This is a genomic window from Campylobacter concisus (assembly GCF_015229955.1).
Classification (GTDB): domain Bacteria; phylum Campylobacterota; class Campylobacteria; order Campylobacterales; family Campylobacteraceae; genus Campylobacter_A; species Campylobacter_A concisus_AT.
In genome coordinates, this window is record NZ_JAAKYZ010000006.1 from 14,432 (window position 1) to 39,105 (window position 24,674).

Consider the following 24,674-nt stretch of genomic DNA (forward strand, 5'->3'; position numbering starts at 1 on the left):
TTTTTTGAAATTTATCTTTTGCATAAGTCTTATGATATCTATGCTTTTTCTTTGAAATTTAAATTATAAAAATTCCATTCTTTGCTTATAAAACACCTATGCACTCTTATCCACTTTAAGCTTTGCCACTTTTTCTAAAATTTCAAACATGCTCTTGCCACTATCAAATTCACTCTTTATAAATTTATAAAGCTCTTTAAATCTCTCATCGGCTTCAAGCTTATAGGTGTGAGATTTTTTAGTAACTTGTATAGGTGTAAATTTCTTCTCTTTGGCGTTGTCTTCTTTTTCAAGGTTATCTATATTCTGAACACCTTTTTCGTTTAACTCTTTTAATATATTAACAGCATTTTTAGCATCTTCGCCAGATAGAGTTATATTAAACCGCTCTTTTAGTGCATATTTAGCCCACTCCTCTTTAAACTCATCGATGCTCATATCGCTATCAAGCAGATCAATAGTCCTTGAGTTTTGCACAAATAGCAAATCGCTATTGCCGCGATATTCATTTAAAAATTCATTTACAGTGTATGGGGTATCTCTTAAAATTTTTGGCTTATCATTGTCTGGTTTTGCTTGCTGACCTTGTATATACTCTACAAACAAGCCCTTGCTTTCATTTATGAAATTTTTAAGATCTGATAGCTGCTCGCTTGTAAAGTTAGGATCATAACCTCTAAGCTTTCCTATGATAGTGACTTTTGCTTCATCGCCTTTTGTAAAGCCAGATAGTGGATATATGTGTCTATCGTAAGCCGCAGCTTGAGATTTTCTATCAAGCCCTGCGTATTTAGGAAAGCTCATACCATATCCCATATCGTTACTAAGTATCTCGTTTATATCATTAAATTTAAAGCCCATCTCTCTTGCTATGTTCTCTCTTGAGAGGTAGTTAGTGGTTGGGAGGTTATTAGAAATTTGCATTTTACTATCCTTAGTTTCTTTAGCTCCATTAAATCTTGATTAAAGATATCGTCTTTTCTTTAAAAAATTTTATAAAAATACGTTTTTTAAATTTATCAGAAGCAGTTAAAAGATATTAAAAAGCTTTGTAAAAATGCATAAATTTTAGACAATCATCACTGCAGCTACGGCAAATCCGCCATCGTGAGTTATGCTAAGGCTTGCTTCTTTGATATTAAAATTTGTATAAATTCTTGGGCTAAATTTTATCTTTGGTGCGTTTTTTGCGTCTTTGCTAAGTACAATGTCTAAAAAGCCACACTCTTTGCTGATGCCCACACCAAGGGCTTTGCTAGCTGCTTCTTTGGCCGCCCAAAATCCAGCCAAAGTCGTATCGTTTTTTGCTAGCGTGATCTCGTCATCACTAAGAAATTTTTTTAAAAAAAGCTCGCCGTAACGAGCTTTAAGTCTAGAAATTCTATCTATCTTAACGATATCAATACCTATCATTGCACCACAAAATCAGTAAAAAATATATTTTTGATGTAGCCATCATTTAGCACTTCATTTAGCTTGCCCACGATCTCGTCTTTTAGCCTATCTTTGCCTTTTGCGGTACTTACTTCTTCATAAGTTTTTGACGAAAGTGTCCTGATGATAATGTCTCTTAAAAGTGCCTTTTTCTTATCAAGCTCAGGAGTTAGCAACTCATCGCTTTGCTCCATATCAATCTTGGTTTTAAGAAATCTTGAGCCATTTTCGCTAAGCAAATTTACAATAAACTGATCAAGCGGATATATCGGTCCCATATTTGAATAGTCGTTGCTACCATGCTTTGCCTTATTTTGAGCTGGCATGGACTGCGTTTGAGTCTGAGCTGGTGCTTGCATCATATTTGCCTCTTTTGGCTCGTCAGAACTAAGCATCAAAAACGCAACTAGCCCTCCAATAACTAGCAGCAAAACAAATATCGCAATGATAATTATCATTAATGCACCATTGCCACCTTTTTTTGCTTTTTTCTCTTCAACTTCTTCAGCCATCTTTCCTCCTTTAAGTTTTGGCTATAATTATACAAAAAATTCGCAAAAATGAGAAAAAATGATACATAAGACAAATGCTGCCAGAGCTTTAGATAAGCTAAAAATTAATTATGAAATTTTAGAGTATGAAGTTGATTTAAACGATCTTTCAGCCCTCCACGTAGCAGCTAGCACCAAGCAAGATATAAAGCAAATTTACAAAACTATCGTTTGCGAGTGTGAGCCTAAAAATTTCGTTGTTGCTTGCTTGCAGGGTGATTTGGAGCTTGATCTAAAAGCACTTGCTCACGCGTGTGGCGCCAAACGCTGCGAACTTATAAATTTAAAAGACTTAGAAAAGATCACTGGCTACATCAGGGGCGGCTGCTCACCGCTTGCGATGAAAAAACACTTTGCAATATTTATCGATGAACGTGTAAAAGAGCAAGAATACGTGTTAGTAAGTGCTGGAGTAAGAGGCAAGCAGATAAAGATAGCTCCAAATGACCTTTTAAAGGCTTGTGGGGCAAGTTTTGCCAATATCGCTAGGCTAGCTCTTTAAAAACTCTATAAATTTAAGCTTCTCGCCTAAAAACTCGGGTGAGAGTAGAAATTTCGCCTGTTTAGCTGCATTTTCATAGGCTTGCTTGCTACCTTTTTCAAGCACTAAAGATAAAATTTCATCCACACCAAGATCGCAAACTAAAGCTTCGTTTTGTTTTTTAAAATTAAGCATCAAAAAGCCAGCCTCACAAAAAGCCTCTTTTACTTGTTTAAAACAAAGGCTATAAGTTAGATCCGATCTTTTAAAATACGGCTCAAGATCTGAAATTTCAAATAAAGAAAATACTTGATGGTCTTTAAAAACCCTTAAACTAAACTCATTTTTTGGCTCAAATTCGCCGTAATCAAAGCTTAAAAATCTCACCTTTTTTGCTGCACTTGCAAGTTGGAGCGCAAATTTAGCGTAGCTAGTTGATATCTCGCCCTTTTTTATGCCAAATTTTTTTGCAAGAGCTAGTAAATTTTGATCCGCCTTTTGCCAGTGAAATTTTAGATCGCTATCCACAAAAAGCATATTTTGTCCATCTATCACCTCGCAGCTAAATGCGTCAAGTAGCTCATTTGAGATGACAAAAATTTCATCAAACGAGCACTCGTCTAAATTTTCATAGTGTTTTATTTCGATATCATCGCCAAAGCGTTTTGCAAAAGTCTCAAGCTGTTTTTTACGTAAAATTTCATGAGGTTCGATGATTATAAACTCTAAATTTGGCAAAATTTCTGGCTCAAGCGTAAAAATTCCTTGCGCAAAATCAGCAAGCATTTCGCCTGAGTTTGCACCGATCTCCACGATCTTACAAGAGCTAGAAATTTCGCCGTTTCTAAGCAGCTTTAAAAAGTAGTTTGCAAGGCAGGCGCCAAAGAGATAGCCAACGCTTACATTTGTGTAAAAATCGCCCTTTTTGCCGATATCTACGCCAAATTTATAGTAGTTTTCATTGACCCAGATATCAAAAAACTCGCTAAATTTCATAGATCTGGCAGCTTCCAGCCTCTATAAAATGCAAACATCCTAACCGTTATGCCAGCAGCAAGCAAGAGCATAGTAAAAAATATATTGGTAAGGCCTAGATGATGTAGCACAAAGTAAGCAAGCCCCACACCAAGGCTTATCGTGCCGTAAAGTCCAGTGCGTAAAAACCATGGAATTTCATTTAGCAATATATCTCTTAAGATACCGCCGCCAACGCCGTTAAAAAAGGCAATCATCATCACACCAAAGATGTTGTAGTTGTACTCAATAGCAACCATTGCTCCAACGATCGAAAAACAAATAACATCGATCGCATCGGCGAAAATGAATACAAATTTTCGCTCCAAACCTTCTCTTTTTATGTGTAAATTTGCCACTCTTGAAACAATCAACATAAAAATAACAACGCTTACTGGCATGTAGTGTGTAAATGAATAAACCGCCCTACCAACAAGCATATCACGCATGATACCGCCACCAAGTGCAGTCAAAAATGCAGACAAAAAGACTCCAAGCCAGTCACACTCCTTTTTTACTGCAAATAAAAAGCCACTAAGTGCAGCTGATGCGATACCGACGTATTCGACAAAAAGTATTAAACTCATATTTTTTCCTTAAAAGGTCGCATTTTATAATGAACTCTCATAAAAAATCATTAATAATATTTTTACCATTAGTTTATTTTAGGCTATAATAACGAAAAATTTAAGGAAGGAATTTTAATGAAAAGACTATTGATCATATTTCTTGCTGGTTTATTTTTCACGCCATGCTTAAATGCTGATGTGATCCAAAATCAAAAGCTAAAAAATGCAATAAATATTTTAAATGCTTTTGGTGCGAGAAATTTAAAGCCAAACACTAAATTTGAAGGCATAAAAGCGATCGCCATAATCCCTGATGTAACAAAAGCAGGCGCTGTTGTAACTGGATCAACAGGCAAAGGCGTATTTATCGCTAAAAACGATGATGATGAATGGTCAAGCCCATTTTTTGTAAATTACACATCTGGTAGCATAGGCTTACAACTTGGTTACAGCTCAGCTGATATGATCATATTATTTAAAAATTCAGAAGCTTATGCAAATTTATTTAATGCAAAAGATACGATCAGCCTAAAAGCAGAAGCAACTGGTGGTGTTGGTAACGAAGTAGCGATCACAAGTGATTTGCCTGAAATTTCAGCATTTGCTGAGGAACGCGGCAAGACAAGTGGTGCTTTTGTAGGCGTTAGCCTAGATGTAGCAAGGCTTAAAATAAATATACAAGATACAAATGATTACTATGAGCGAATGTATGATTTTGAAAATATCTACAACAATAGCCCAAAAGCTAGTAAATACACTCTAAAATTTAAAGAAATAATCTCAAAATACTTCTTATAGCTCAAATTTCTTGGCTCATTAAGTGGGTCAAGAGCTCTTTTTATTTTTACTTTTTTGATTAATTTTATAGAAGTTATGGCTTAGCTTTTTGCTAAACCATAAATAGTGAAACAAAGCGTTTTTTAGGGATTGGAGAAAATTGAGTCATATACTCAAACGCTTCTTCGTAATCGCCATCTGTATATTGTGCAACTTGTTCGATAAGCTCGTAAAGCTCCTCGTCATCCATAGAATCAAAACTGCCTCTATTTTCTAAAACCTCTAACAAAACGGCGTCTAATTCAAGCTCGTCGTAAGTCATTTTATTCCTTAATTTTGATTTAAAAAATGCGACACTATACCAAAACAATCTTATAAAATACTTTACTTGAAATTCGTAAGAAATTTTATGCTTTTTTTATAAGTAAAGTTGTAAAATCCTTATATTCATTATCATTTTAGTTAGGTTTTTGTGGATAATTTTGAACTATTTTATAAGCATTTTAAAGAGTTTTTAGAAGCCTTTGGGCAAAAAAGCTCAGAGTTAAAAGAACAAATTTTGCATGTACTTTTCATTAGTAACTCTCATCTAAGTGCTCAAGAAATTTCTTCAGAAATTTACAAAATCCACAAGAATGAAATTTCAATGACATCAATTTACTCGTTTTTAAATTTTCTAGAAATGCATCATCTTGCAAACTGCTTTGAAGAAAATGGAGTAAAGAAATTTGAACTAAATTTAAAATCATCGCACGATCATTTGATATGTGAAATTTGTGAAAAGATAGTTGATTTTGAAGATGAGATAATAGAGCAAAGGCAAGAGCAAATTTGCAAAGAAAAAAATTTTAGCGAGCAGTCGCACACAATGATACTTTATGGTATTTGCAGTGATTGCCAAGAGAAAAATGGAAATTAAATTTTATCATTTCATTTTACTTTTTGATAATGAAAGACAAAAAAATTTCAGATTTATTTAAGCTATGAAATAGATAATACGCAATTAAAAAAAGGATGAAAATGGATATAAAAACACAAACTTTAGCACAAGTTGCAAGCTATTTTTCAATGATAGCTCACACAAACGGTAGACTAAGAGTAAGAGTTAGTCCAAAGATAAAAGAGCTAAGCAGTAGCGTAAATTTAGCTAGCCTAGATGATGTGATAGCTCAAATAAATGGTATAAAAAATGTAAAATTTAACAAGCTAATCGGCTCTGTAACGATCGAATATGATCATGAAATTTTTCCAAAAAACCTTTGGGAAGATCTTCTAAAAGGGCAAAATTTAGAAGAGATTTCAACTAGAGTAAATGAAGTTGCAAAAGAAGTGAAATATGCTTAATGAACTTTTAAATGCATCATACACCAGCGAAAAGAACGCACTTAGCTTATATGAAAATTTAGCTTCATTTGGTGATGTTTTTAACGAGATCGCAAATATCAGAAAAAATGCGATCATCTTGATAGAAAAATTTGCGAGTACGCATGATTATGAGCTTGCTTGCGAAAATGAAGCTATATTTTTGCCAGCAAAAAATAAAGAAGATGCGCTGATACAAGCTTTAAACTATGAGTTAGAGCTAAATAAAATGTATGAAAAATTTTGTGAAAGCTTAGATGATGAAGAGCTAAAAGATCTATTTTTTAGACTTTGGGCTACTTCAAATAACGAATACGTTGCCTCTTTAAAGCAACGCTTAAAAGAAATTTATAGTGGCTGTGAAATAAAAAATGAGCTAAATTTAAATGAAATTTCACAAAATTTTGAGCAAAATGGCATAACAAATATTTTAGAAAACTATCAAAATGACTTTAATGAGATAACTAAAAGCTTGCAAAATATCGCAAGTGGCAAGGCTGATAAAAGCGAGTTAGCAAAGATAACCAATAATCCAAATTTCTCGTTTTTTAGCGGACTTGCGCTTGGGGCATTAGGCATTTCAGTAGTTAGCAAAAATTTTAATAAGGATGAAGAAAATGAATAATTTACAAAATCAAACAAAGAAAGGATTTAAAATGGCATTACCATTTTTAGCAGGTTTAGCAGTAGGCGGTTTAGCAATAGCTGCTTGGAATAAAAGAGATAAGATCAAAGAGTACGCCCAAGATGGCTTTGATAAAGGCAAAGAGGCCGCAAAAGATCTTTACAAAAAAGGTAAAAGTGTTGCAAAAGACTTTATAGTAAAAGAAGAGAAAAAAGCAAAACGTGGTGCTAAAAAAATAGAAAAAGAGGCTGAAAAAGTGGTAAAGAAAACAAGAAAACCACGCGCTAAAAAGCCAGCTGCTCCAAAAGCTATCACACCAAACGATATAGCATAAGGATAGAGAATGCAAGGAAATAGTCTTTTTACGCTTTCAAGCACAAGGCTTCCATTTGATCACTTCATCAGCGGTGCTTTAGTCGCTGGCATGGGTGCAGCTGCACTTGGCTTTAGCGACTATCTAAATAATAGAGCGACTAAAAAAGATGTTGCTAAAAAGATAGCGAAATACGCTGTAACAGGTGGTTTTGTAGGTGCTGTTGGTATTCATGCTTCAAATTTAATAGCACAAAAAAAATATCTAAATGCAGCAGCTTTTACAGCAGCTGGTATCGGCGGTCTTTTGATAGCAGAAAAACTAATAAAATTGGAGAGTAAATAATGAACAACCCTTACATCAATGAAGAAAACGTAACAAGTGAAACTGCGGCTAACAATGCAGCAGCTACTCAGCCAAGCGCAATCGATAATGCAATAAACAATGCAGCTCAAAATTTACCATTTGTACCTGAAAATTTTAATGCTGCTGGCTTTGTAAAAGGTCTGGTTTTAGGTGGTATCGCAGCTTATGTACTAACTAATCCAAAAGCACAAGAGTGCGTATTTAAAGCGATTATCAAAGGTGGCGAGCTTATAAATGCTGGCATAGAAGAACTAAAAGAGCGTTTTGAAGATGTCAAAGCAGAACTTGACTCACAAAAATAAGATCACTCTAGCTCACAAGAGTAAAAATAGGGCCAGGTTTATTTGCGAGAGCCTAAACGCTAGAAGCGACGTCAGTGCTATCGAGGCTGCGATCTCAGAGCGAACCGATGCACTAAGTGTTCGTGTAAATAAATACGCAAAAAGCATTATCGTTGAATACAATAAAAACTACGATAAAATTTTAAACTTTATAGAGAGCTATGAATTTCCAACAAAGGCAAAAGATCCAAATTTACCAAGCAAGGCAAATATCTATAAGGCTGCTGCTGCACTTGGCATAACGCCTTTTATGAGCAATAAAACTCTAAAATCAGCCGTGACTCTTTATGCTACAGCACCAAATTTAATAGAAGGTGCAAAAGAGCTAAGGCATGAGGGCGTCACTTCAAAAGTACTTGAGGCAACTGCCATTGGTACTAGCCTAGCAATGGGCGATCATTTAGCAGCAAATAGCACAAATTTGATGATAAATATCGGCGAATATATGGAAGAAAGTGCTAGTCACAGAAGTGATGATCTCATCAAAGAGCTAGCAAAACCAAATATCGAAGAAGTCTGGGTCGAGAGAAATTTAAATGGTGAAAAGACGCTTGAAAAAGTAAAAACCGAAAATTTAAAAAAGGGCGACATCGTAGTAGTTGGAGCTGGTGAGACGATAGGCGTTGATGGTTATATCGTTGAAGGTAACGCTGATGTAAATCAAGTCTCAATGACTGGAGAGGCTGAACCTATACCAAAAGCTAGAGGCGACCGTGTTATAAGCGGCACCGTGGTTGATGAAGGTAGGATAAAAATTTGGGCTGAAAATGTAGGTAGCGACACAGCTACAGCTAGGATCAAAGAGTACATACAAACTTCACTCAATGAAAAATCAGCCATTGGCGTAAAAGCGTTAAAACTAGCTGATAAACTTGTGCCTGTTACGCTCTCGCTTGCTGGACTTTCATACATTATAAATAAAAATATGAATAGCGTTGCTAGCGTACTTCAAGCGGACTACTCTTGCGCATTAAAGCTTGCTACACCAGTTGCTTTTAAATCAAGTATCTCAAAAGCAGGCAGAAATGGCATTCTTGTAAAAGGTGCAAAAGCGATCGAAGCTTTAAGCTCAGTTGATACTTTTGTATTTGACAAGACCGGCACTCTGACGCATGGACGCCTAAGCGTAGTTGAAATTTATTCATTTAAAGAGGGCTTTTCTCAAAATGATATATTAAATTTAACTGCAAGTGCCGAGGAGCACTACTTTCATCCAGTAGCCGAAGCAATAGTTGAAGCTGCAAATAAGCGTGGTTTCCACCATATTCATCACGATGAAGTTGAATTTATCGTAGCTCATGGCGTAAAAACTGCGATGCACGGTAAAGAGGTGGTTATAGGCAGTAGACACTTCTTGGAAGATGACGAGATGATAAGTTTTAAAGCTCATGAAGCTTTAATAAGCAAAGCATTAAATAGCGGCTTAACCTTACTCTACGTAGGATATGACAAAGAGCTAGTCGGCGTCATCGCTATGAAAGATGATATGAGAGAAAACGCAAAAGATATGGTTAAAAAGCTAAGAAGCCTTGGCGTAAAAGAGGTCGTCATGCTAAGCGGCGACATCAAAAGCAAGGCTGAAGAGGTGGCACGCGAGCTTGGACTTGATAGAGTCTATGCAGAGTGCTTACCAACAGATAAAGCAGCTATCATCGAAGAGCTAAAAAGTGAGGGCAAAAAAGTAGCCTTTGTGGGAGATGGCATAAATGATGCTCCAAGCCTAACTAAGGCAAATGTTGGCATAAGTATGCACAAAGGTGCTGATATAGCTAAAGCGACGGCTGACATAAGTCTTTTAAAAGATGATATCATGAGCGTAGCTCTTGTAAAAGAGCTAGCAAATAAAACAATGGATTTAATTAGCTCAAATTTCCGCTCAACCGTTGGTGTAAACACAGCTATACTCAGTGCTGCAACACTTGGTATGTTAAATCCAATAGCAACTGCCATGCTTCATAATGGCACAACGATTTGGCTTTTATTAAATTCAATGAAGGGCGTAAAATTCAAATCAAAATAAATTTGAAAGGGTAGATGGTGCTTGATAGTTTCTTAAATTTTTTAAACGGCAAAATGGACGTAGCCAACGACTTTTTATATGGATATTTTTTAGTCATTATTCTTGTGGCTACGGGAATTTATTTTAGTTATTTGACTCGTTTTGTGCAGTTTAGGATGTTTTTTGAGGCTTGCAGAGTCTTAGTAGAAAAAAAGGACAAGTATAATAAGCACCATTTAACGCCATTTCAAGCACTTATGATCTCGACTGCTTCGCGCGTTGGTATAGGCAATATCGCTGGAATTTCAGCTGCCATCGTCGCGGGCGGTCCGGGTGCTCTTTTTTGGATGTGTTTGATGGCTTTTTTAGGATCAGCTTCAGCTTTTATAGAGAGTACGTTAGCGCAAATTTATAAGACAAAAGACGTTTTTGGATTTAAAGGCGGTCCAGCTTATTACATCAAAAATGGCCTTGGCATAAAGTGGCTAGCTTCGCTTTTTGCGGTTATTCTCATCATCACCTACGCATACGGCTTTAACGGGCTTCAAAGCTATACCATGACATCAGCCTTTGAAATTTACTACGACAAAGCTGGTAGCAACGTTAGCTTTGCACAAAGCGGTCTACCTGTTGGCATCGGCCTTATACTTACGGCATTTGCAGCGGTAATGTTTTTTAGTAAAAGTCACATCATCGGCAAAGTAAGCTCATACATCGTGCCTTTTATGGCACTTGCCTATATCTCATTAGCACTTATTGCTATCGTTTTAAATTTCAAAGAAATTCCTGATGTTATCAAGATGATCTTGGAAAATGCTTTTGATTTTAAAGCCATATTTGGCGGATTTGCCGGTAGCGTGATCGTAATAGGTATCAAAAGAGGCCTTTTCTCTAACGAAGCTGGTATGGGTTCAGCTCCAAACGCAGCAGCTGCAGCACATACTAGCCACCCAGTAAAACAAGGCCTAGTTCAAGCAATGGCAGTCTTTATAGACATGACTATATGTATCGCTTCTGGTATGATCGTGCTATTTTCACAGGCCTATCTTACGAAGCAAACTGGATCAAGTGGTGAGGTGCTAACAGCACTTCCTCTCGTTCAAGCCGCTATGAAAGAGTATTTTGGTGAATTTGGAGTTCATTTTACCACTCTTGCAGTCGTACTTTTTGCCATCACTTCGCTTATTGGCAACTACTACTACGCTCAGGCAAATATGAAATTTTTAACCAAAAACCACAAGCTTACATTGCTATTTAAGATAACAGCTGTCGTTATGATATTTATTGGTGCTCAGATGAATTTAAAGCTCGCTTGGAATATCGCTGATATCACAATGGCTGCAATGGCAACTATTAATATTATCGCCATATTCTTACTTTCAAAAGTAGTGATAATAGCAGTCAAAGACTACGAAGCTCAAAGAAAAGCTGGGCAAAATCCAGAATTTGACCCAGAAAGTCTTGGCATCAAAAATACAAGTTGCTGGAACAAAAACTAAATGGAGAAGAATTTGAAAAACGATACAAAAATAAGTGGCAAACTACTTGATATAAACACTCATAGACAAGTATCAAAAGTCGGTATGGGCATCACTTTAGCCTCAGTTTGCTTAAGCGCCCTTTTTATGAAAAGAAATAAAAGTATTAAGAAATTTCACGTTGCTTCAGGCATTGCATTTACTTGTTTTGCCCTTTATCACGCTGGGCTTTATGACAATGGAATCTTTAAAAAAATGATAATAAAAGCAAAAAATGAGGTAAAAAAGGCATAAAATGATACTTAGCGACGTAGAAATTCTAAGCTATATAAATGAAGATATACCTTATTTTGATCTTACTACGTCGCTTCAAAATATCGATAAAAATGCCTCACTTGAAATTTATTCACGTGATGAAATTTGTGTTAGCTGCGTTGATGTGGCCGCAAGTGTTGCGAGGCTACTTGGGTGCGAGAGTGAAATTTTTATGCAAAATTCTCAAATTTGCAAGGCTGGCGATGTAATCATAAAAATTTATGGCAGCTATGAAAATGTGCATAAAGCTTGGAAACTAGCTCAAGTCGCACTAGAATATGCCAGTGCCATCGCAACTTATACAAATAAAATGGTAAATGCCACAAAGTACGTCAATGAAAAATGTGAAATTTTAGCAACCAGAAAGGGTTTTCCATTTGCTAAGAAATTTTGCGTAAAAGCGGTACTTGAAGGTGGCGGTAAAATGCATAGGCTTGGGCTTAGTGATAGCATTTTATTTTTTAAAAATCATATAAAAGCTTATGCGAATTTTGATGAGTTTGCATCTCTTTTGCCAGAATTTAAAGCCAAAATGGTTGAGAAAAAAATCTGCGTTGAAGCTGAAAATTTAGACGAAGCAAGCAAGCTTTTAAAAGCAAATTGCGACGTTGTGCAGTGTGATAAATTTAGTCCAGAGCTCATCGAAAATGTACTCTCTTTAAGAGATGAGATTTCGCCAAATACCATTATCCTAGCAGCCGGTGGTATAAATTTATCAAATGCAAAAGATTACGCAAATGCCGATGCGATAGTAACATCAGCGATGTATTCAAAAGGCGTTGCTGATATCAGCACCAGACTTGAGATTTTATAAATTTTTACAATGACCGATACAGCAAAACATCTATCAAAGTTAAAAATTTACAGAAAATGCATTTTGGCTCTGGAATTTGAACGATACGCAACAAAAAATTAACATTTTTTATTTCAAATTTATCTCATAGCTACAAGCAAAAATACAAACTAATAAAGTTAAATTTTCTAATTTGTTTTCTCTAAAAAATAAGGACACTCATATCTTGCTTTACACCACGTGCATAAAACTCAATCAAATTTTAAAATTTACAAACAAGTATATCACGCTTTTAAATTCAGTAACAAACGATAACGAGTGAGTAAAATTTAGAATTTGCCTAGAAATTTTCAAATTCCAGGCAAATTTCACTCAAATTTACTCTCTAACGACGTGTAAAAACTGCATGTGTTTGCGGTATTGCTCGATGACGTCATTTATCAGCGTGGCTTCGCTCCAGCCAAGCACGTCGTAGTCTTGACCGCCCTCTTTTAGATAGACCTCAGCTCTATAGTAAAGATCATCGCCGTCAAGCTCTCTGGTGTAGTCTGGGCTCTGGCTTTTAGTAAGATAAACGCCATATCTAAAATCCATCTCATCGCCAAGACCAACGTTTAAATTTACAAAATTTTTGCCATTTATGACCTTTGCTTCAAGGCCGTTTTTAGCAAATTCCTCTTTTAGCTCATTAAATGCTTTTAGCACGACTTCGTTTAAAAATCTCTTGCCATCTTTCTTGCCTGGAAGCGTGATGATCGCACTTAGGCGCTCTTGCCATGGCTTTGAAAGATCGCTAAGAGGCATATTACTAAAGTTATTTGTCTCTTTTTTGGTTAGATCCACGCGCAAAGCCTTAAATAGCCCGTAAATAGCGCCAAGTAGCACGATCGCAAATGGCAGTGCTGTGGTGATAGTAAGCGCTTGAAGTGAGGCAAGTCCGCCAGCTAGCATCAAAAATGCCGCCACGATGCCCACTGCAACGCCCCAAAAGACCTTTTGCCAAACTGGTGTATCGTCTTTGCCGTTTGAACAAAGCATGTTCATAACGATCGCTGCAGAGTCAGCAGAAGTTACAAAAAATATGACGATCATAAAGACTGCGATCACGCTTAGCACACCTGAGAAGCTAAATTTTTCTAAAAACATAAATAGTGCTGAGGCTGAGTCAGAATTTACGGTGGTTGCTAGCTGGCTAAAGCCGCCTTGCACAAGCGCGATAGCTGAGTTGCCAAAGAAGCTCATCCAAGCAAAAGTAAAGCCAGTTGGCACTAAAAGCACGCCTATGACAAATTCTCTTATCGTCCTGCCTTTTGAAATTTTAGCGATAAATAGCCCCACAAACGGCGACCAAGATAGCCACCAAGACCAGTATAGCAGCGTCCAGCCGCCAAGCCAGCTCTCGTTTTGCCTCTCGTAGGCGTAGAGATTAAATGTGTTTGAAATGAGCGTAGAGACGTAGTCACCGCTGTTTTGCACAAATGACTTTAAAAGCTGCGTCGTATCGCCCAAAAACAGTATCAAAAACATAAAACATATAGCTAGCGCGATGTTTGCGTTTGATAAGATCTTAATGCCCTTATCCACGCCACTTGCCGCTGAGACGGTCGCAGCCAGACAAAGCACGATAAGAAGCGTGATATGCATGGTCGGCAGACCAAAAACGTGCGTAAGGCCAGCATTTACCTGAAGTACGCCGTATCCCAGCGATGTCGCCACGCCAAAAAGGGTCGCCACGACGGCAAATGTGTCAATAGCATTGCCTATCTTGCCATAAATTTTATCGCCAATTATCGGATAAAACGCCGATCTAAGCGTGAGTGGCAAGCCGTGCCTATACGAGAAAAAAGCAAGTGTTAGCGCCACGATAGCATAAACTGACCATGCCCCCATGCCCCAATGAAAGAAAGTGATATTCATCGCAAGCTTTGCTGCAGCGACGCTTTGCGGGTCACCAACTGGTGGGTTTAGATAGTGCATAAGCGGCTCAGCCACACCAAAAAATACTAGACCTATGCCCATACCAGCGGCAAAAAGCATAGAAAACCACGAGATATTTTTATGCTCTGGCTTTACGTGATCGGCTCCTAGTTTGATCTCGCCAAGCTTGCTAAAGCCAAGGATGATGACGCTAAGAAGTATGACGGCTACGGCTAGGATGTAAAACCAGCCAAATTTTGCCGAGATGTAATCTTGCATACCCTTAAAAAATTCATTTGAGAAATTTGGAAATATCGCTGCAAACGCTGTTATTAAAACTATGACAATAAGCGATGGGATAAATACTGAATTATTAAATTTTGATCTTTGAAATTTGATCATTTTTCCTCCTTTTTGTAATGTCAGCTTCTTTTCAAACTAACAAAAAAGAGTAAATAGGTCAAATTTTATCTTTAAATTTTTTATAAAATTTTAAGCTTCAGCCACCAAAAATAGCCACTTTGAAATTTATCTCAAGTCTCTTTTATCTCTCTTTGGTTTTGCAAGAGTTGTTAGCACTATGACGAAAAAAGCGATGCCAAATGTAATATACAAGATGATCTTTGGCGAGTCAAACTCTATCCTCGACCTTGCGACCTCTTCGCCGCTTGCCTCCACTAGCTCGCCGCGCTTTATCATCTGGCTGATATCTTTTGCGCTAAGCTCTTTAGACGGCCTTGTTAAAATTTCAATTACACTAAGATCAGCCACCTCATAAACGCTATGCTTAATGCCATAAAATGGCTTTATACTGCTAAAAAAATAGACTTTGTTGCCGTTTGCATAGACTGCGCCATACTCGCCATCTTTTACCAACCCTATCTCACGCCAAGAGCTGCTTGGGGAAAATTTATATAAAGAGACCGTTTGTGCCACTAAGTGCCTGCCATGCTTTGAGCGCTGCCACTCTTCGCCTTGCTGTAAAAAATATGCTGAGCTATCATCTACAAAAACGTCAGCATAGAGCCTTTTTAGCTCGCCTTTTAGCTGGTAGTCTGAAATTTTAGTTTGTTCGTTTTTACTGCCATCCCAAAAGTAAATCCCATCTTTGCTGGCAAAAAGAGGCCAAAACGAGTGCACATTATCCACGCTATAAATGGCGCTATAAGGCATATTTTGGGTACTAAATTTATACTCATTTGCAAACGCCGCCCCACTTTTTGGCTCAAAAAGATATTCTATATCATGCTTAGCATCGTAGCATATCCGGCGCGTCTCATCTGAGTAGCTTGCATCAAGCCTATAAAAGCCCATAAACAAGCTTTTGCCATCTGTATAATATCCACTAGCAGCGCCGCTTTCTGTAGTAATGTATCTTAGCTCGCTAGGATCTGCGTCTATCTTTTCGCCCTTGTAGTAAAGCGTGCTGCCGTCTCTTGCAAAACCAGCGTCAAAGATAGGCTCTAAATTTGCGCTTTCAACCCTTTTTGTCCTATAAAAATATGGGCTATCATCGTAGCTTTTTATAAAAACGTGAACAAGGTTTTTCATAATGGCGCCAAATTCGCTAAATCCTGGCTCTTTCTCGCTTCTAGTAGCGCAATAATAGCTTATCTTGCCATCACTTATATAGCCATTGCCAAGCACTTTGGTGCTGTTTGGATCAAGACCAGGCAAAATTTCTCTAGCGCAATAGACATGATTTTTATCAGCCGCCACGTTTGAGTAATCATACGCGTGTTTTAGCTTTAAGACCCTAAAACTAGCCTTATGAGCGCCTTTTAGCTCATACTTGCCGCTACCTGAAATTTGAACGTAAATTTTACCCTCGGGCGAGCGGTAAAACTCGCTATTATCAATGTTTGCAAAGCCTCTTTGATACTCGCCCTCATGCCATAGATAAAGCATCGCCAAAACAAAAAATAGCGTCAAGATAACTAAAAAATAAACAAACCTAATAGTAATTTTTCTCATTATCTATAATCATCCACCCTTTTTTTAAGCTCGCTTTTTTGCTTTTTGTTTTTAAAAATAGCGCCAACTACCGAGACTATAAATGCGATGGCTAAAAATATCCAGTAAGCATATTTTTGCGAGTAATCATCAAAGTCGCTTATCGCATCGATCACCACCTCGCCCTCAGCTGGCACCATAGCGCCTTGATCTACCATTTTTACTATCTCATCAAGTTTTAAATTCTTAACATTTGAGCCATAAGGACGAGTGAGAATTTCAACCACACCAAGGTCGTTTATATCATAAACGCTGCTGTTAAAATGCCAGCCGTAGCCGACGTTATCAAAATAATATGTCTTATCGCCGTTTGCATAGACCGCTCCGTAGCTATCGTTTCTTACAAACCCTATCTTTCGCCACTGCTCTTTTGTATCAAGCCTAACGATACACGTGTGGCGTGAGCTTAGGCTGTGGTTATTTTTTGTGTTGTGCCAAATTTCATAGGTTTTTAAAAAATATGTCTTGCCATCACTTATCACCACGTCGCCATATAGCGGCGTTATCTCGCCCTTAAATGGATCATCGCCGTCTCTTACAAACTCACCCTCATCTATGCTGTTATACCACTGCCACTTTCGCTCCCAGTGATAGATCCCGCCTTTGCCGCGAAAAAGAGCGTGATAGGAGTGCTTATCTTCTAGGTTAAAAAGTGGCTCGTATGGGGCAAATTTTGGGTCAAATTCATGATCATTTGCATAGACCATGCCAGAATTTGGCTCATAAAGATAGTGAATGCGCCATATCTCGCCGATATCACGTATTTGCGGGCTAAATTTGATCCCTAGCTTTGTGCTGTCATAATAGACATTTTCCCCATCAGTCGTAAAATGCACGCTCTTTCTGCCAGATATCTGCTCTATATAACGCATCTTACTGGCATTTGCGCCCTCTAGTTCTTTGCCCTCATGATAGACCTTTACTCCGTCACTTGCGTAGCCAAAGCCCAAGATCGCTGCTAAATTTGCGTTATCAACCTGCCTAAATTTATAGATATGGGTTTGCGCTTTTGGGGTGTTAAACATTTTGTGCGAGACAATGTCCCAAAACTCTTTAAGTGCGGATATTTCGAGGTTTGTCTCGCTTACGCTATCGCAAAAGTATGTAATCTTGCCGTCACCAAAATAGCCATTGCCAAGCGCTCTAACGCCATTTGGATCAAGCCCACTCATCACGAGGTTACCGCAATATACAGCCTCATCGCTAGCGCCAACGTTTCTGTTGTCGTATTTGCCGGTGTCAATGTATCTAAATTTACTGGCCCTCACGCCTATTAGCTCAAATTTACCGCCGCTTGGTACCATGGCATAGACCTTGTCATCTTCGGTGGTATAAAACACACTGCCTCTTATATCTTTAAATTTTTCTCTATCTTCATCTATATAGCCAGCGGAAATAAACATAAATATATAAATACCAAGCAAGATAAAAGCAAAAAGTAGCACTATGACAATTATTGGGTATTTTTTTATCATTTTAAACCTGCAAATGACTTCATCTTGCGATACTTTATCTTCCCTACTCCAGTGCCTCGGCGATCTCAAGCACTTCAAAGTACTCATTTTCTAGGCATTCAAGCTCAGCTTTTGCCTTTTCAAGCTCTTCATAAAGCTTAGTTAGCCCCACTTCTTGATAAATTTTTGGATCACTTAGTCCCTCATTTAGCTCGGCTACTCTTGCTTCAAGGGCTGAAACTTTATCTGGATATGTGTTTAAAATTTGCGTTTGTTTGTAGCTTAGTTTTGCGCCGGTTTTACTCTTTTGTTTGGCTTCATTTTGGCTGTTTGTTAGCTCTTTTTCAAATTTATCAAGCTCTTTCATCTCATCTTCAAGCTCCAAATAGACGCTATACTCCTCGTGCAAGACATTTATCTTTGTGCCCTCAAACGCCCAAAGCTTATTTGCCATCTTATCGACAAAATATCTATCGTGGCTAACTAGCAAGATAGCCCCCTCAAAGCTTTGCAAGTAGTCTTCTAAGATGTTGATAGTTGCTATATCAAGGTCGTTTGTCGGCTCGTCAAGCACCAGCACGTCGTAAGTTTTGGTAAAAAGCATTGCAAGCGCGACGCGGTTTTTCTCTCCGCCACTTAAAACGCCTATCTTTTTATCTAAAAATTCCTTTGGAAAGAGGAAATTTTTAAGATAGCCATAGACGTGCATATTTCGCCCACGAACCAGCACGTGATCGCCGCCATTTGGGCAAAATGTCTCTATTAGGCTCTTGTCATCATCAAGGACATTTCTAGCTTGATCAAAATAGCCGATGCTCACCTCACCTCTTTTTATCTCTCCGCTACTTGGCTTTTCAAGCCCTAGCAAAATTTTAAGCAGCGTGCTCTTTCCACTACCGTTACGCCCCACAATGGCGATCCTCTCGCCTTGCAAAACCCTTGCGTCAAATTTTTCAAAAAGCACCTTGCCGTCTATACTTTTACTTAAATTTTTAAACTCAAAGAGCATTTTTTTGCGGTTTTGGCTCTGCGTTTGGTTGAAATTTTTACTCGCACGCTCTAGCTCAAGCCTCACGCGCCTTATCACGCCTGGGTTTTTCTTGGCCTCCTCGCGCATAGCAAGCACCCGCTCTTTTCTACCCTCGTTTCGCTTTAGCCTAGCTTTTACGCCACGCCTTAGCCACTCCTCTTCGGCCTTTAGCTGCTTTAGTAGCGTCTCATGCGACTTTGCAAGGCTTGCTAAAATCTCCTCTTTTTTGGTTAGATAGTTTGCATATCCGCCCTCGAAATTTTTTAAGCTTGCATCCTCGACCTCAACGCACCTAGTAGCGAGCGAGTCTATAAAGTATCTATCGTGGCTTATAAAAACTATGCTTTGATTTGAGACCTTAAGCATATCTTCAAGAAATTTGACCATATAGACATCAAGGTGGTTTGTAGGCTCATCAAGCAACAGTACATCTGGCTTTTTAAGGATGAGCGCGCCTAGTGCCACACGCCTGATCTCGCCGCCACTTAGCGAGCAAATGGGTCTGTTTTCATACTCTTTTAGCTTAAATTCTTGCAAAATTCGCTCGATCTTATGCTCGATATTCCAGCCGTCCTTTGCCTCTATAAATTTTAAAAGCCTCTCTTGCTCTTTTAAAATTTCTTTGTTTTCAGGATCATTTGCTAGTAAAACACCGCTCTTTTCATATTCGCTTATCGCATCAAATATCTCTTTTAGCTCGTTATTTAGTGCCTGCCTTACGGTAAAAGTTGCGTTAAAATTTGGAGTTTGAGCTAACATCTCGATGCTTATTAAGCTCTGCACTATGCGTCTACCACTATCTACTGCCACCTCGCCAGAGATGATCTTCATAAGTGTGCTTTTACCGCTGCCATTTTTACCGATGATCGCTATTTTCTCATTTTCATTTACACTAAAATTTACAGCGTTTAAAATCTCGTTTGCGCCAAATTTTTTACTTACGCCTATCAGGTCGATTAATGCCATTTTTCTCTCATTTTTTAAATTTCTCGCGATTATATCAAAAAGGGAGCTAAAACCTAATTTTGGCTATAATCGCCAAAATTTTAAAATAATTAAGGAAAATTTAATGAACTTATCTATGAGAAAACTCGTAGTTCCGATATTTTTAGATATGTTTTTACACTTCATTACACTCATCATCAACACCTACATGGTGACAAAAGTGAGCGTGCATCTAGTTGGTGCAATGGGTGCTGGCAATCAAGTAATGGATCTTTTTATGACCATTTTTAACTTCCTAAGCATTGGCTGTTCAGTCGTCGTCGCCCAAGCACTTGGAGCTAAAAAGAACGATCTTGCTTCAAACGTCATACACGCAAGTATCACGTCAAATACGCTCTTTGGCATCTTCTCAGCTATCGTCATCTACGTCTTTGGCTACAACATCTTAAATTTACTAAACGTGCCAAAAGAGCTTATAAATGATAGCTTCTCATATCTTCACATCCTTGGCTTTGCCCTACTTTTTGATGGCATCGGCATGGTGCTAGCTGCAGTACTTCGTGTTTATAACCTAGCAACTGCTGTTATGCTAACTTCGGTTTTAATGAACGTAATTACGATTTTAGGCAACGCTATCTCCCTTTTTGGCTGGTTTGATCTGCCAAATTTAGGTCTGCAAGGTGTAGCTATTTCGACACTTGTTGGCAGACTGGTAGGCATTTTTGTGCTAGCTTATATGCTAAGTCAAAAGGCAAAAGTTAAAATTTACTTTAAAAAGCTACTTGTCGTGCCATTTGAAATTTTAAAGAAAATTCTCTCAATTGGCCTTCCAAGTGCAGGCGAAAATTTACTCTGGATGGCGCAATACATGGTCGCTTTTGGCTTTGTGGCAAGCATGGGCGAGGCTAGCCTTAGCGTGCAGACCATTTACTTTCAGATCACGCTTCTTATCTTGCTTTGTGGAGCAAGCATCAGCGTGGCAAACGAGGTCATCGTTGGGCATTTAGTTGGAGCAAGCGAGTTTAATGAGGCCTATACAAGGACATTTAGAGCGCTAAGACTTGGAGTTTTTATCACGCTAGTAGTCGTGCTTATAGCTTATGCACTAAAGTATCAAATCATGGACGCACTAAATTTAAATGAAAATTTACGTGCGATCATGCTACCACTTTTTACACTTTCGATATTTCTTGAAGCGGGCAGAACCTTTAATATAGTCATCGTAAATGCCCTTCGTGCAAGCGGTGACGCGAAATTTCCACTAGCAACCGGGCTTATCTTTATGTGGGGGCTTTCACTGCCACTTGGATATTTTTTAGGCATCTATCTTGGCTGGGGAATTATCGGCGTTTGGATAGGGTTTTGTGCTGATGAATGGTTAAGAGGCCTTGCAAATACGTGGCGCTGGAGAAGTAAAAAATGGCAAGAAAAACGCCTAGTTTAAAGCAAAAGAGCATAAATTTAGACTTTTATGGGCTAAACGTTTTAATAAATTTTAAAACAAATGTAAAATCCATGCGTTTAAGAGTTGGCAAGGATGCTAAGATCACGCTATCTATGCCATTTTACAGCACACACAAGATGGCTCTTAGTTTTCTTGAGATGCACAGAATTTGGCTTGAAAATACTTATAAAAAAGCTCTTTTGAATTTACCAAAAGATGATGAGATGAAATTTCTTGGGCAAATTTATAAGATAAAATTTGATGAAAATTTTAAAGAGCCATTTTTTGATGGCGAGTTTGTCTTTACGCCAAATTTAAAAAGTCTTGAGTGTTTCAAAAAAACAAGAGCAAAAGAGCTATTTTTAGAGCTTGTAAGCCATTTTCAGCCTTTTATAAATAAGCCAATCAAGCGTATAGTCATACGAAATAGCAAAACTCGCTGGGGCAGCTGCAATCATAAAAAAGGCTATATAAACCTAAGCCTAAGACTCATAGAAAAGCCACTCTCAGCCGTGCGCTACGTCGTTCTTCACGAACTAACACACCTACTCTATCCGCATCATCAAAAAAGTTTTTACGATTTTATAGAAAAAATCATGCCTGATTATAGAAAGCAAGAGCAAATTTTAAAAGCGTAATTATTTTTCATCAAGTAAGTGTAAATTTAATATGATAAAATTGCGAGAAATTTTACAAAAGGAAATTTAAATGAAAAAAATGATTCTTGTTTCGCTTTTAGCTGCTTGTGCTTTCGCAGGCGATTTTGAAGATGGCTTAAAAGCCTATGCTGGTTCAAATTTTAAAGAAGCTTTGGCTAAATTTGAAGCAGGATGTTTAGCAAATGATGTAAAATCTTGCGTAAAAGTTGGAGCGATTTACCAACTAGGAAAAACAGCTCTACCTAATCCAAGCAAGGCCTTAGAGTACTATAACAAAGCTTGCGAAGCTGGTGAGGTTGAAGGTTGTTCGGCAGCTGGTGGACTTTATCTAAATACTGAGCCACAAAAAGCAAGAGAACTTTTTAATAAAGCTTGTGATAAGAATGATGGATATTCTTGCGAGATGGTAGGTTCTATCTTGATAGAAGCTAAAGAATTTAAAAAAGCTTATGAATTTTTAGTAAAAGGCTGCGAATTAGGCGATAAGATGTCTTGCGAATTTGCAGGCGATCTAAGACGCTCAAAACAACTATAATTTTTAGGCTTACGAGCCTAAAAATTCTTTTATCCTTAAACAAAAAATCCAAAAACACTTATTTTAAATAGAAATTATCCAAAGTATAAAGGTAGCCCTAAAAAATTTATATTAGAAATTTAGGCAAGAGTACTCTTGCCTAAGATTAGATTATTTTTATTTGATCAAGTGGTTTATCTTTAATGCCCCATTGAGTCATAAAAACAAATCCATAAAGTACAGCAGCTACGATATAAGCAGTGTATTCGTTTGGTATAAGATTAAATTTCGCACATATATTTGGCACAAGAGCTAGTGGCACAACTGGAATCAAAAGAATACGTTCCCAAATTCTAAGCTTTGTGACATAGTAGCCTTGAAGTAAGCTTGAAAATGCAAACATTCCCACGATCGCCATACCAAAGACAAGTAAAATTTCAAGCGGATTGCTCATCCAAACGATCCCTTTTGAATCAAGCGGATCGCCCTCATTTACGCTTTCTATTAGCATAAGTTTGTTGTTAAAGAAAAAAGCAAATGGCAAGATCGCCGTTCTTAGATCGTAAAAGAATCCTTGAACGCCAACAGTTATAGGATTTGCTTTAGCAATGCCAGCTGCTGCATAAGCTGCGATACCAACTGGTGGCGTATCATCAGCTAAAATTCCAAAGTAAAAGACAAAAAGATGCACAGCAATGGCTGGGATTAAAAAGCCATTTTTGTGCGCTAAAAATAAAATAACAGGTGCCACAAGGCTTGAAACTACGATGTAGTTTGCCGTCGTTGGAAGACCCATTCCTAGTATTAGCGACATCATAGCAGTAAGAAGCAATATCATAACTATATTATCACCAGCAAGTAACTCAACTAGATCTGAAAGCACTTGGCCAAGGCCAGTTAGAGAGATAGAACCCACGATAATACCTGCAAGAGCGGTTGCTATAGCGATCGTTGTCATACTTTTTGCGGCTGCAACCATCGCCCAAAATATATCTTCAAAGCCTATTAACGCATCATTTATTCCAACTTTTTCGCCACTTGCTAGTTTTTTAACTGGCTCTTGAAAGATCATTATTAAAAATAAAAATCCAATCGCATTAAATGCCGCAGCGATGGCCGATTCTTTTGCGATTAATAGCGTATAAAGCAAAATCAAAATCGGAGTTATATAGTGAAGTCCGCTTACAAAAATTTTAAATCTTGAGTGAAATTCGCTTTGATTTATACCTTTTAAGCCAAGCTTGACGCTCTCCAAATGAACAATAAAAAATAGTGACAAATAGCAAGCAAAAGCTGGAATTACCGCTGCCATCATAACATTTGTATATGTCATGCCCAAAAACTCAGCGATGATAAAGGCAGCTGCGCCCATGATCGGAGGCATAAGCTGTCCATTTACGCCAGCTGCAACCTCGATGGCTCCAGCTTTTGTGCGTGAAAGACCGGCTTTTTTCATAAGTGGTATGGTAAATGTACCAACTGTTACAACATTTGCAGTGGAGCTTCCTGAAACCATACCAGTTAGACCACTTGCGATGACCGAGGCTTTAGCTGGACCGCCTCTATATTTTCCAAGAAGAGAGAAAGCTAAATTTATGAAATATTGCCCAGCACCTGCCCTCTCAAGCAATGAGCCAAAAAGAACAAAAAGATAGATAAAACTAACGCTAACTCCGATAGGCACACCAAAGACACCCTCAGTTGTCAAAAACATATGGCCTGCGATCTTTTCAAAGCTGGCACCCTGATGAGCGATGATGTCTGGCATATAAGGGCCAAAGTGATCATATATTAAAAATAATATACAAATAATTGGAAGTGCTGGTCCCATGACACGCCTGCCAGCCTCGAGCAAGACAATGATCGCTAAAAACGATATGACAATATCTTGCGTGATGTAGTCCCCTGTCCTATCAGCTAGTTCATAAAAATAAACCGCTGGATAAAGCACGGCAACAACGCCTACCACACAAAAGACCAGATCGTAAAATGGCAAACTAGAATGTGCTTTTTTATGAAAAGTGACTGGATAAAGCAAAAATACAAGACCAACCGCAAAGGCTAAGTGTATCGAGCGCGAAATGTTTGTATTTAGCGGAAAATAAGCTATATAAAGCTGAAAAACTGACCAAGAAAAGCATACGATCGCAATGAAATAGTTGTAAAAATTGCTATTTATCTCCCTTGTTTTTACCTCGACAAATTGTTCTTCGTTGTCTTTGACTTCGTTCATCTCTCTCCTTTAAAATTTAAATATATAAATTAAAAATTTGTATATTT

At 37.9% G+C, this 24,674-nt stretch carries 26 protein-coding genes; 15 read left to right on the plus strand and 11 right to left on the minus strand.

Translation table 11 applies throughout. The features are described 5' to 3' along the window. Positions 1-96: 96 nt before the first annotated feature. The 3 genes from G6W45_RS09680 to fliL form a co-directional block, all read right to left on the minus strand. On the minus strand, positions 97-924 hold the full coding sequence (locus G6W45_RS09680; protein WP_196780162.1) for a Cj0814-related protein: 828 nt from the start codon (positions 922-924) through the stop codon (positions 97-99). 144 nt (positions 925-1,068) lie between these two features. Beyond that, positions 1,069-1,413 (minus strand): holo-ACP synthase, encoded by a 345-nt coding sequence (gene acpS / locus G6W45_RS08130; protein ID WP_194168140.1) that lies wholly within the window; start codon positions 1,411-1,413, stop codon positions 1,069-1,071. Further along, positions 1,410-1,946 carry a flagellar basal body-associated protein FliL gene (fliL, locus tag G6W45_RS08135; protein WP_084042196.1) on the minus strand — a complete coding sequence of 179 codons (537 nt, stop codon included), beginning with the start codon at positions 1,944-1,946 and terminating at the stop codon, positions 1,410-1,412. The genes acpS and fliL overlap by 4 nt, the downstream gene beginning before the upstream one ends. 58 nt (positions 1,947-2,004) lie before the next feature. Between fliL and ybaK the strand changes: the two genes are divergently transcribed. After that, a complete protein-coding gene (ybaK, locus tag G6W45_RS08140) occupies positions 2,005-2,487 on the plus strand; it encodes a Cys-tRNA(Pro) deacylase (RefSeq protein ID WP_194168141.1) in 483 nt (160 codons plus the stop codon). On the opposite strand, the gene G6W45_RS08145 is transcribed toward ybaK, so the two are convergent. Next, positions 2,476-3,462, minus strand: coding sequence for an SAM-dependent methyltransferase (locus tag G6W45_RS08145; protein WP_194168142.1), 987 nt, complete (start codon positions 3,460-3,462; stop codon positions 2,476-2,478). The genes ybaK and G6W45_RS08145 overlap by 12 nt on opposite strands. Next, positions 3,459-4,067, minus strand: coding sequence for a trimeric intracellular cation channel family protein (locus tag G6W45_RS08150; RefSeq protein ID WP_194168143.1), 609 nt, complete (start codon positions 4,065-4,067; stop codon positions 3,459-3,461). Before G6W45_RS08150 ends, G6W45_RS08145 begins: the two co-directional genes overlap by 4 nt. A gap of 117 nt (positions 4,068-4,184) precedes the next feature. On the opposite strand from G6W45_RS08150, the gene G6W45_RS08155 reads away from it, so the two are divergent. Next, positions 4,185-4,847 (plus strand): lipid-binding SYLF domain-containing protein, encoded by a 663-nt coding sequence (locus tag G6W45_RS08155; RefSeq protein ID WP_194168144.1) that lies wholly within the window; start codon positions 4,185-4,187, stop codon positions 4,845-4,847. A 91-nt stretch (positions 4,848-4,938) separates the two neighbouring features. Here G6W45_RS08155 and G6W45_RS08160 read toward each other — a convergent pair whose 3' ends face one another. Next, positions 4,939-5,148, minus strand: a complete 210-nt coding sequence (locus G6W45_RS08160; protein WP_002942234.1) for a hypothetical protein — start codon at positions 5,146-5,148, stop codon at positions 4,939-4,941. A 150-nt stretch (positions 5,149-5,298) separates the two neighbouring features. Here G6W45_RS08160 and G6W45_RS08165 point away from each other — a divergent pair, with 150 nt between their 5' ends. The 10 genes from G6W45_RS08165 (at position 5,299) to modD (ending at position 12,439) form a co-directional block, all read left to right on the plus strand. Further along, positions 5,299-5,745, plus strand: a complete 447-nt coding sequence (locus G6W45_RS08165; RefSeq protein WP_084042191.1) for a Fur family transcriptional regulator — start codon at positions 5,299-5,301, stop codon at positions 5,743-5,745. A gap of 101 nt (positions 5,746-5,846) precedes the next feature. Beyond that, entirely contained in the window at positions 5,847-6,170 is a 324-nt protein-coding gene (locus tag G6W45_RS08170; RefSeq protein WP_021091233.1) for an HMA2 domain-containing protein, read from the plus strand. Beyond that, entirely contained in the window at positions 6,163-6,813 is a 651-nt protein-coding gene (locus tag G6W45_RS08175) for a ferritin-like domain-containing protein (protein ID WP_084042189.1), read from the plus strand. Before G6W45_RS08170 ends, G6W45_RS08175 begins: the two co-directional genes overlap by 8 nt. Before the next feature lie 31 nt (positions 6,814-6,844). Continuing rightward, positions 6,845-7,147 carry a hypothetical protein gene (locus G6W45_RS08180; RefSeq protein ID WP_242039088.1) on the plus strand — a complete coding sequence of 101 codons (303 nt, stop codon included), beginning with the start codon at positions 6,845-6,847 and terminating at the stop codon, positions 7,145-7,147. A gap of 9 nt (positions 7,148-7,156) precedes the next feature. Next, a complete protein-coding gene (locus G6W45_RS08185; RefSeq protein WP_072594358.1) occupies positions 7,157-7,471 on the plus strand; it encodes a magnetosome protein MamC family protein in 315 nt (104 codons plus the stop codon). Beyond that, positions 7,471-7,794: an oxidoreductase gene (locus G6W45_RS08190; protein ID WP_084110081.1), complete on the plus strand. Its 324-nt coding sequence runs from the start codon at positions 7,471-7,473 to the stop codon at positions 7,792-7,794. Before G6W45_RS08185 ends, G6W45_RS08190 begins: the two co-directional genes overlap by 1 nt. Then, on the plus strand, positions 7,778-9,853 hold the full coding sequence (locus G6W45_RS08195) for a heavy metal translocating P-type ATPase (RefSeq protein ID WP_194168184.1): 2,076 nt from the start codon (positions 7,778-7,780) through the stop codon (positions 9,851-9,853). The genes G6W45_RS08190 and G6W45_RS08195 overlap by 17 nt, the downstream gene beginning before the upstream one ends. 14 nt (positions 9,854-9,867) lie before the next feature. Next, positions 9,868-11,331, plus strand: coding sequence for an alanine/glycine:cation symporter family protein (locus G6W45_RS08200; RefSeq protein ID WP_196780163.1), 1,464 nt, complete (start codon positions 9,868-9,870; stop codon positions 11,329-11,331). Between the two features lie 12 nt (positions 11,332-11,343). Further along, entirely contained in the window at positions 11,344-11,604 is a 261-nt protein-coding gene (locus G6W45_RS08205; protein ID WP_103583443.1) for a helicase, read from the plus strand. A 1-nt stretch (position 11,605) separates the two neighbouring features. Continuing rightward, complete coding sequence (gene modD / locus G6W45_RS08210; protein WP_194168146.1) at positions 11,606-12,439, plus strand: ModD protein; 834 nt, start codon at positions 11,606-11,608, stop codon at positions 12,437-12,439. Between the two features lie 357 nt (positions 12,440-12,796). Here modD and G6W45_RS08215 read toward each other — a convergent pair whose 3' ends face one another. From G6W45_RS08215 to abc-f, 4 genes are all read right to left on the minus strand, one after another. Beyond that, positions 12,797-14,737: a BCCT family transporter gene (locus G6W45_RS08215; RefSeq protein ID WP_194168147.1), complete on the minus strand. Its 1,941-nt coding sequence runs from the start codon at positions 14,735-14,737 to the stop codon at positions 12,797-12,799. Positions 14,738-14,863: 126 nt separating this feature from the next. After that, positions 14,864-16,309: a DKNYY domain-containing protein gene (locus G6W45_RS08220; protein WP_194168148.1), complete on the minus strand. Its 1,446-nt coding sequence runs from the start codon at positions 16,307-16,309 to the stop codon at positions 14,864-14,866. Next, a complete protein-coding gene (locus G6W45_RS08225; RefSeq protein WP_194168149.1) occupies positions 16,309-17,823 on the minus strand; it encodes a DKNYY domain-containing protein in 1,515 nt (504 codons plus the stop codon). The genes G6W45_RS08220 and G6W45_RS08225 overlap by 1 nt, the downstream gene beginning before the upstream one ends. A 43-nt stretch (positions 17,824-17,866) precedes the next feature. Next, positions 17,867-19,798: a ribosomal protection-like ABC-F family protein gene (abc-f, locus tag G6W45_RS08230; protein ID WP_194168150.1), complete on the minus strand. Its 1,932-nt coding sequence runs from the start codon at positions 19,796-19,798 to the stop codon at positions 17,867-17,869. A 103-nt stretch (positions 19,799-19,901) separates the two neighbouring features. On the opposite strand from abc-f, the gene G6W45_RS08235 reads away from it, so the two are divergent. The 3 genes from G6W45_RS08235 (at position 19,902) to G6W45_RS08245 (ending at position 22,415) form a co-directional block, all read left to right on the plus strand. Further along, complete coding sequence (locus G6W45_RS08235) at positions 19,902-21,221, plus strand: MATE family efflux transporter (protein ID WP_194168151.1); 1,320 nt, start codon at positions 19,902-19,904, stop codon at positions 21,219-21,221. Then, positions 21,197-21,859: a M48 family metallopeptidase gene (locus tag G6W45_RS08240; protein ID WP_194168152.1), complete on the plus strand. Its 663-nt coding sequence runs from the start codon at positions 21,197-21,199 to the stop codon at positions 21,857-21,859. The genes G6W45_RS08235 and G6W45_RS08240 overlap by 25 nt, the downstream gene beginning before the upstream one ends. A gap of 70 nt (positions 21,860-21,929) precedes the next feature. Further along, positions 21,930-22,415 carry a tetratricopeptide repeat protein gene (locus G6W45_RS08245; RefSeq protein WP_021091236.1) on the plus strand — a complete coding sequence of 162 codons (486 nt, stop codon included), beginning with the start codon at positions 21,930-21,932 and terminating at the stop codon, positions 22,413-22,415. Positions 22,416-22,560: 145 nt separating this feature from the next. Here the strand turns inward: G6W45_RS08245 and G6W45_RS08250 are convergent, their stop codons facing one another. After that, complete coding sequence (locus G6W45_RS08250) at positions 22,561-24,627, minus strand: TRAP transporter permease (protein WP_194168153.1); 2,067 nt, start codon at positions 24,625-24,627, stop codon at positions 22,561-22,563. Between the last annotated feature and the right edge of the window lie 47 nt (positions 24,628-24,674).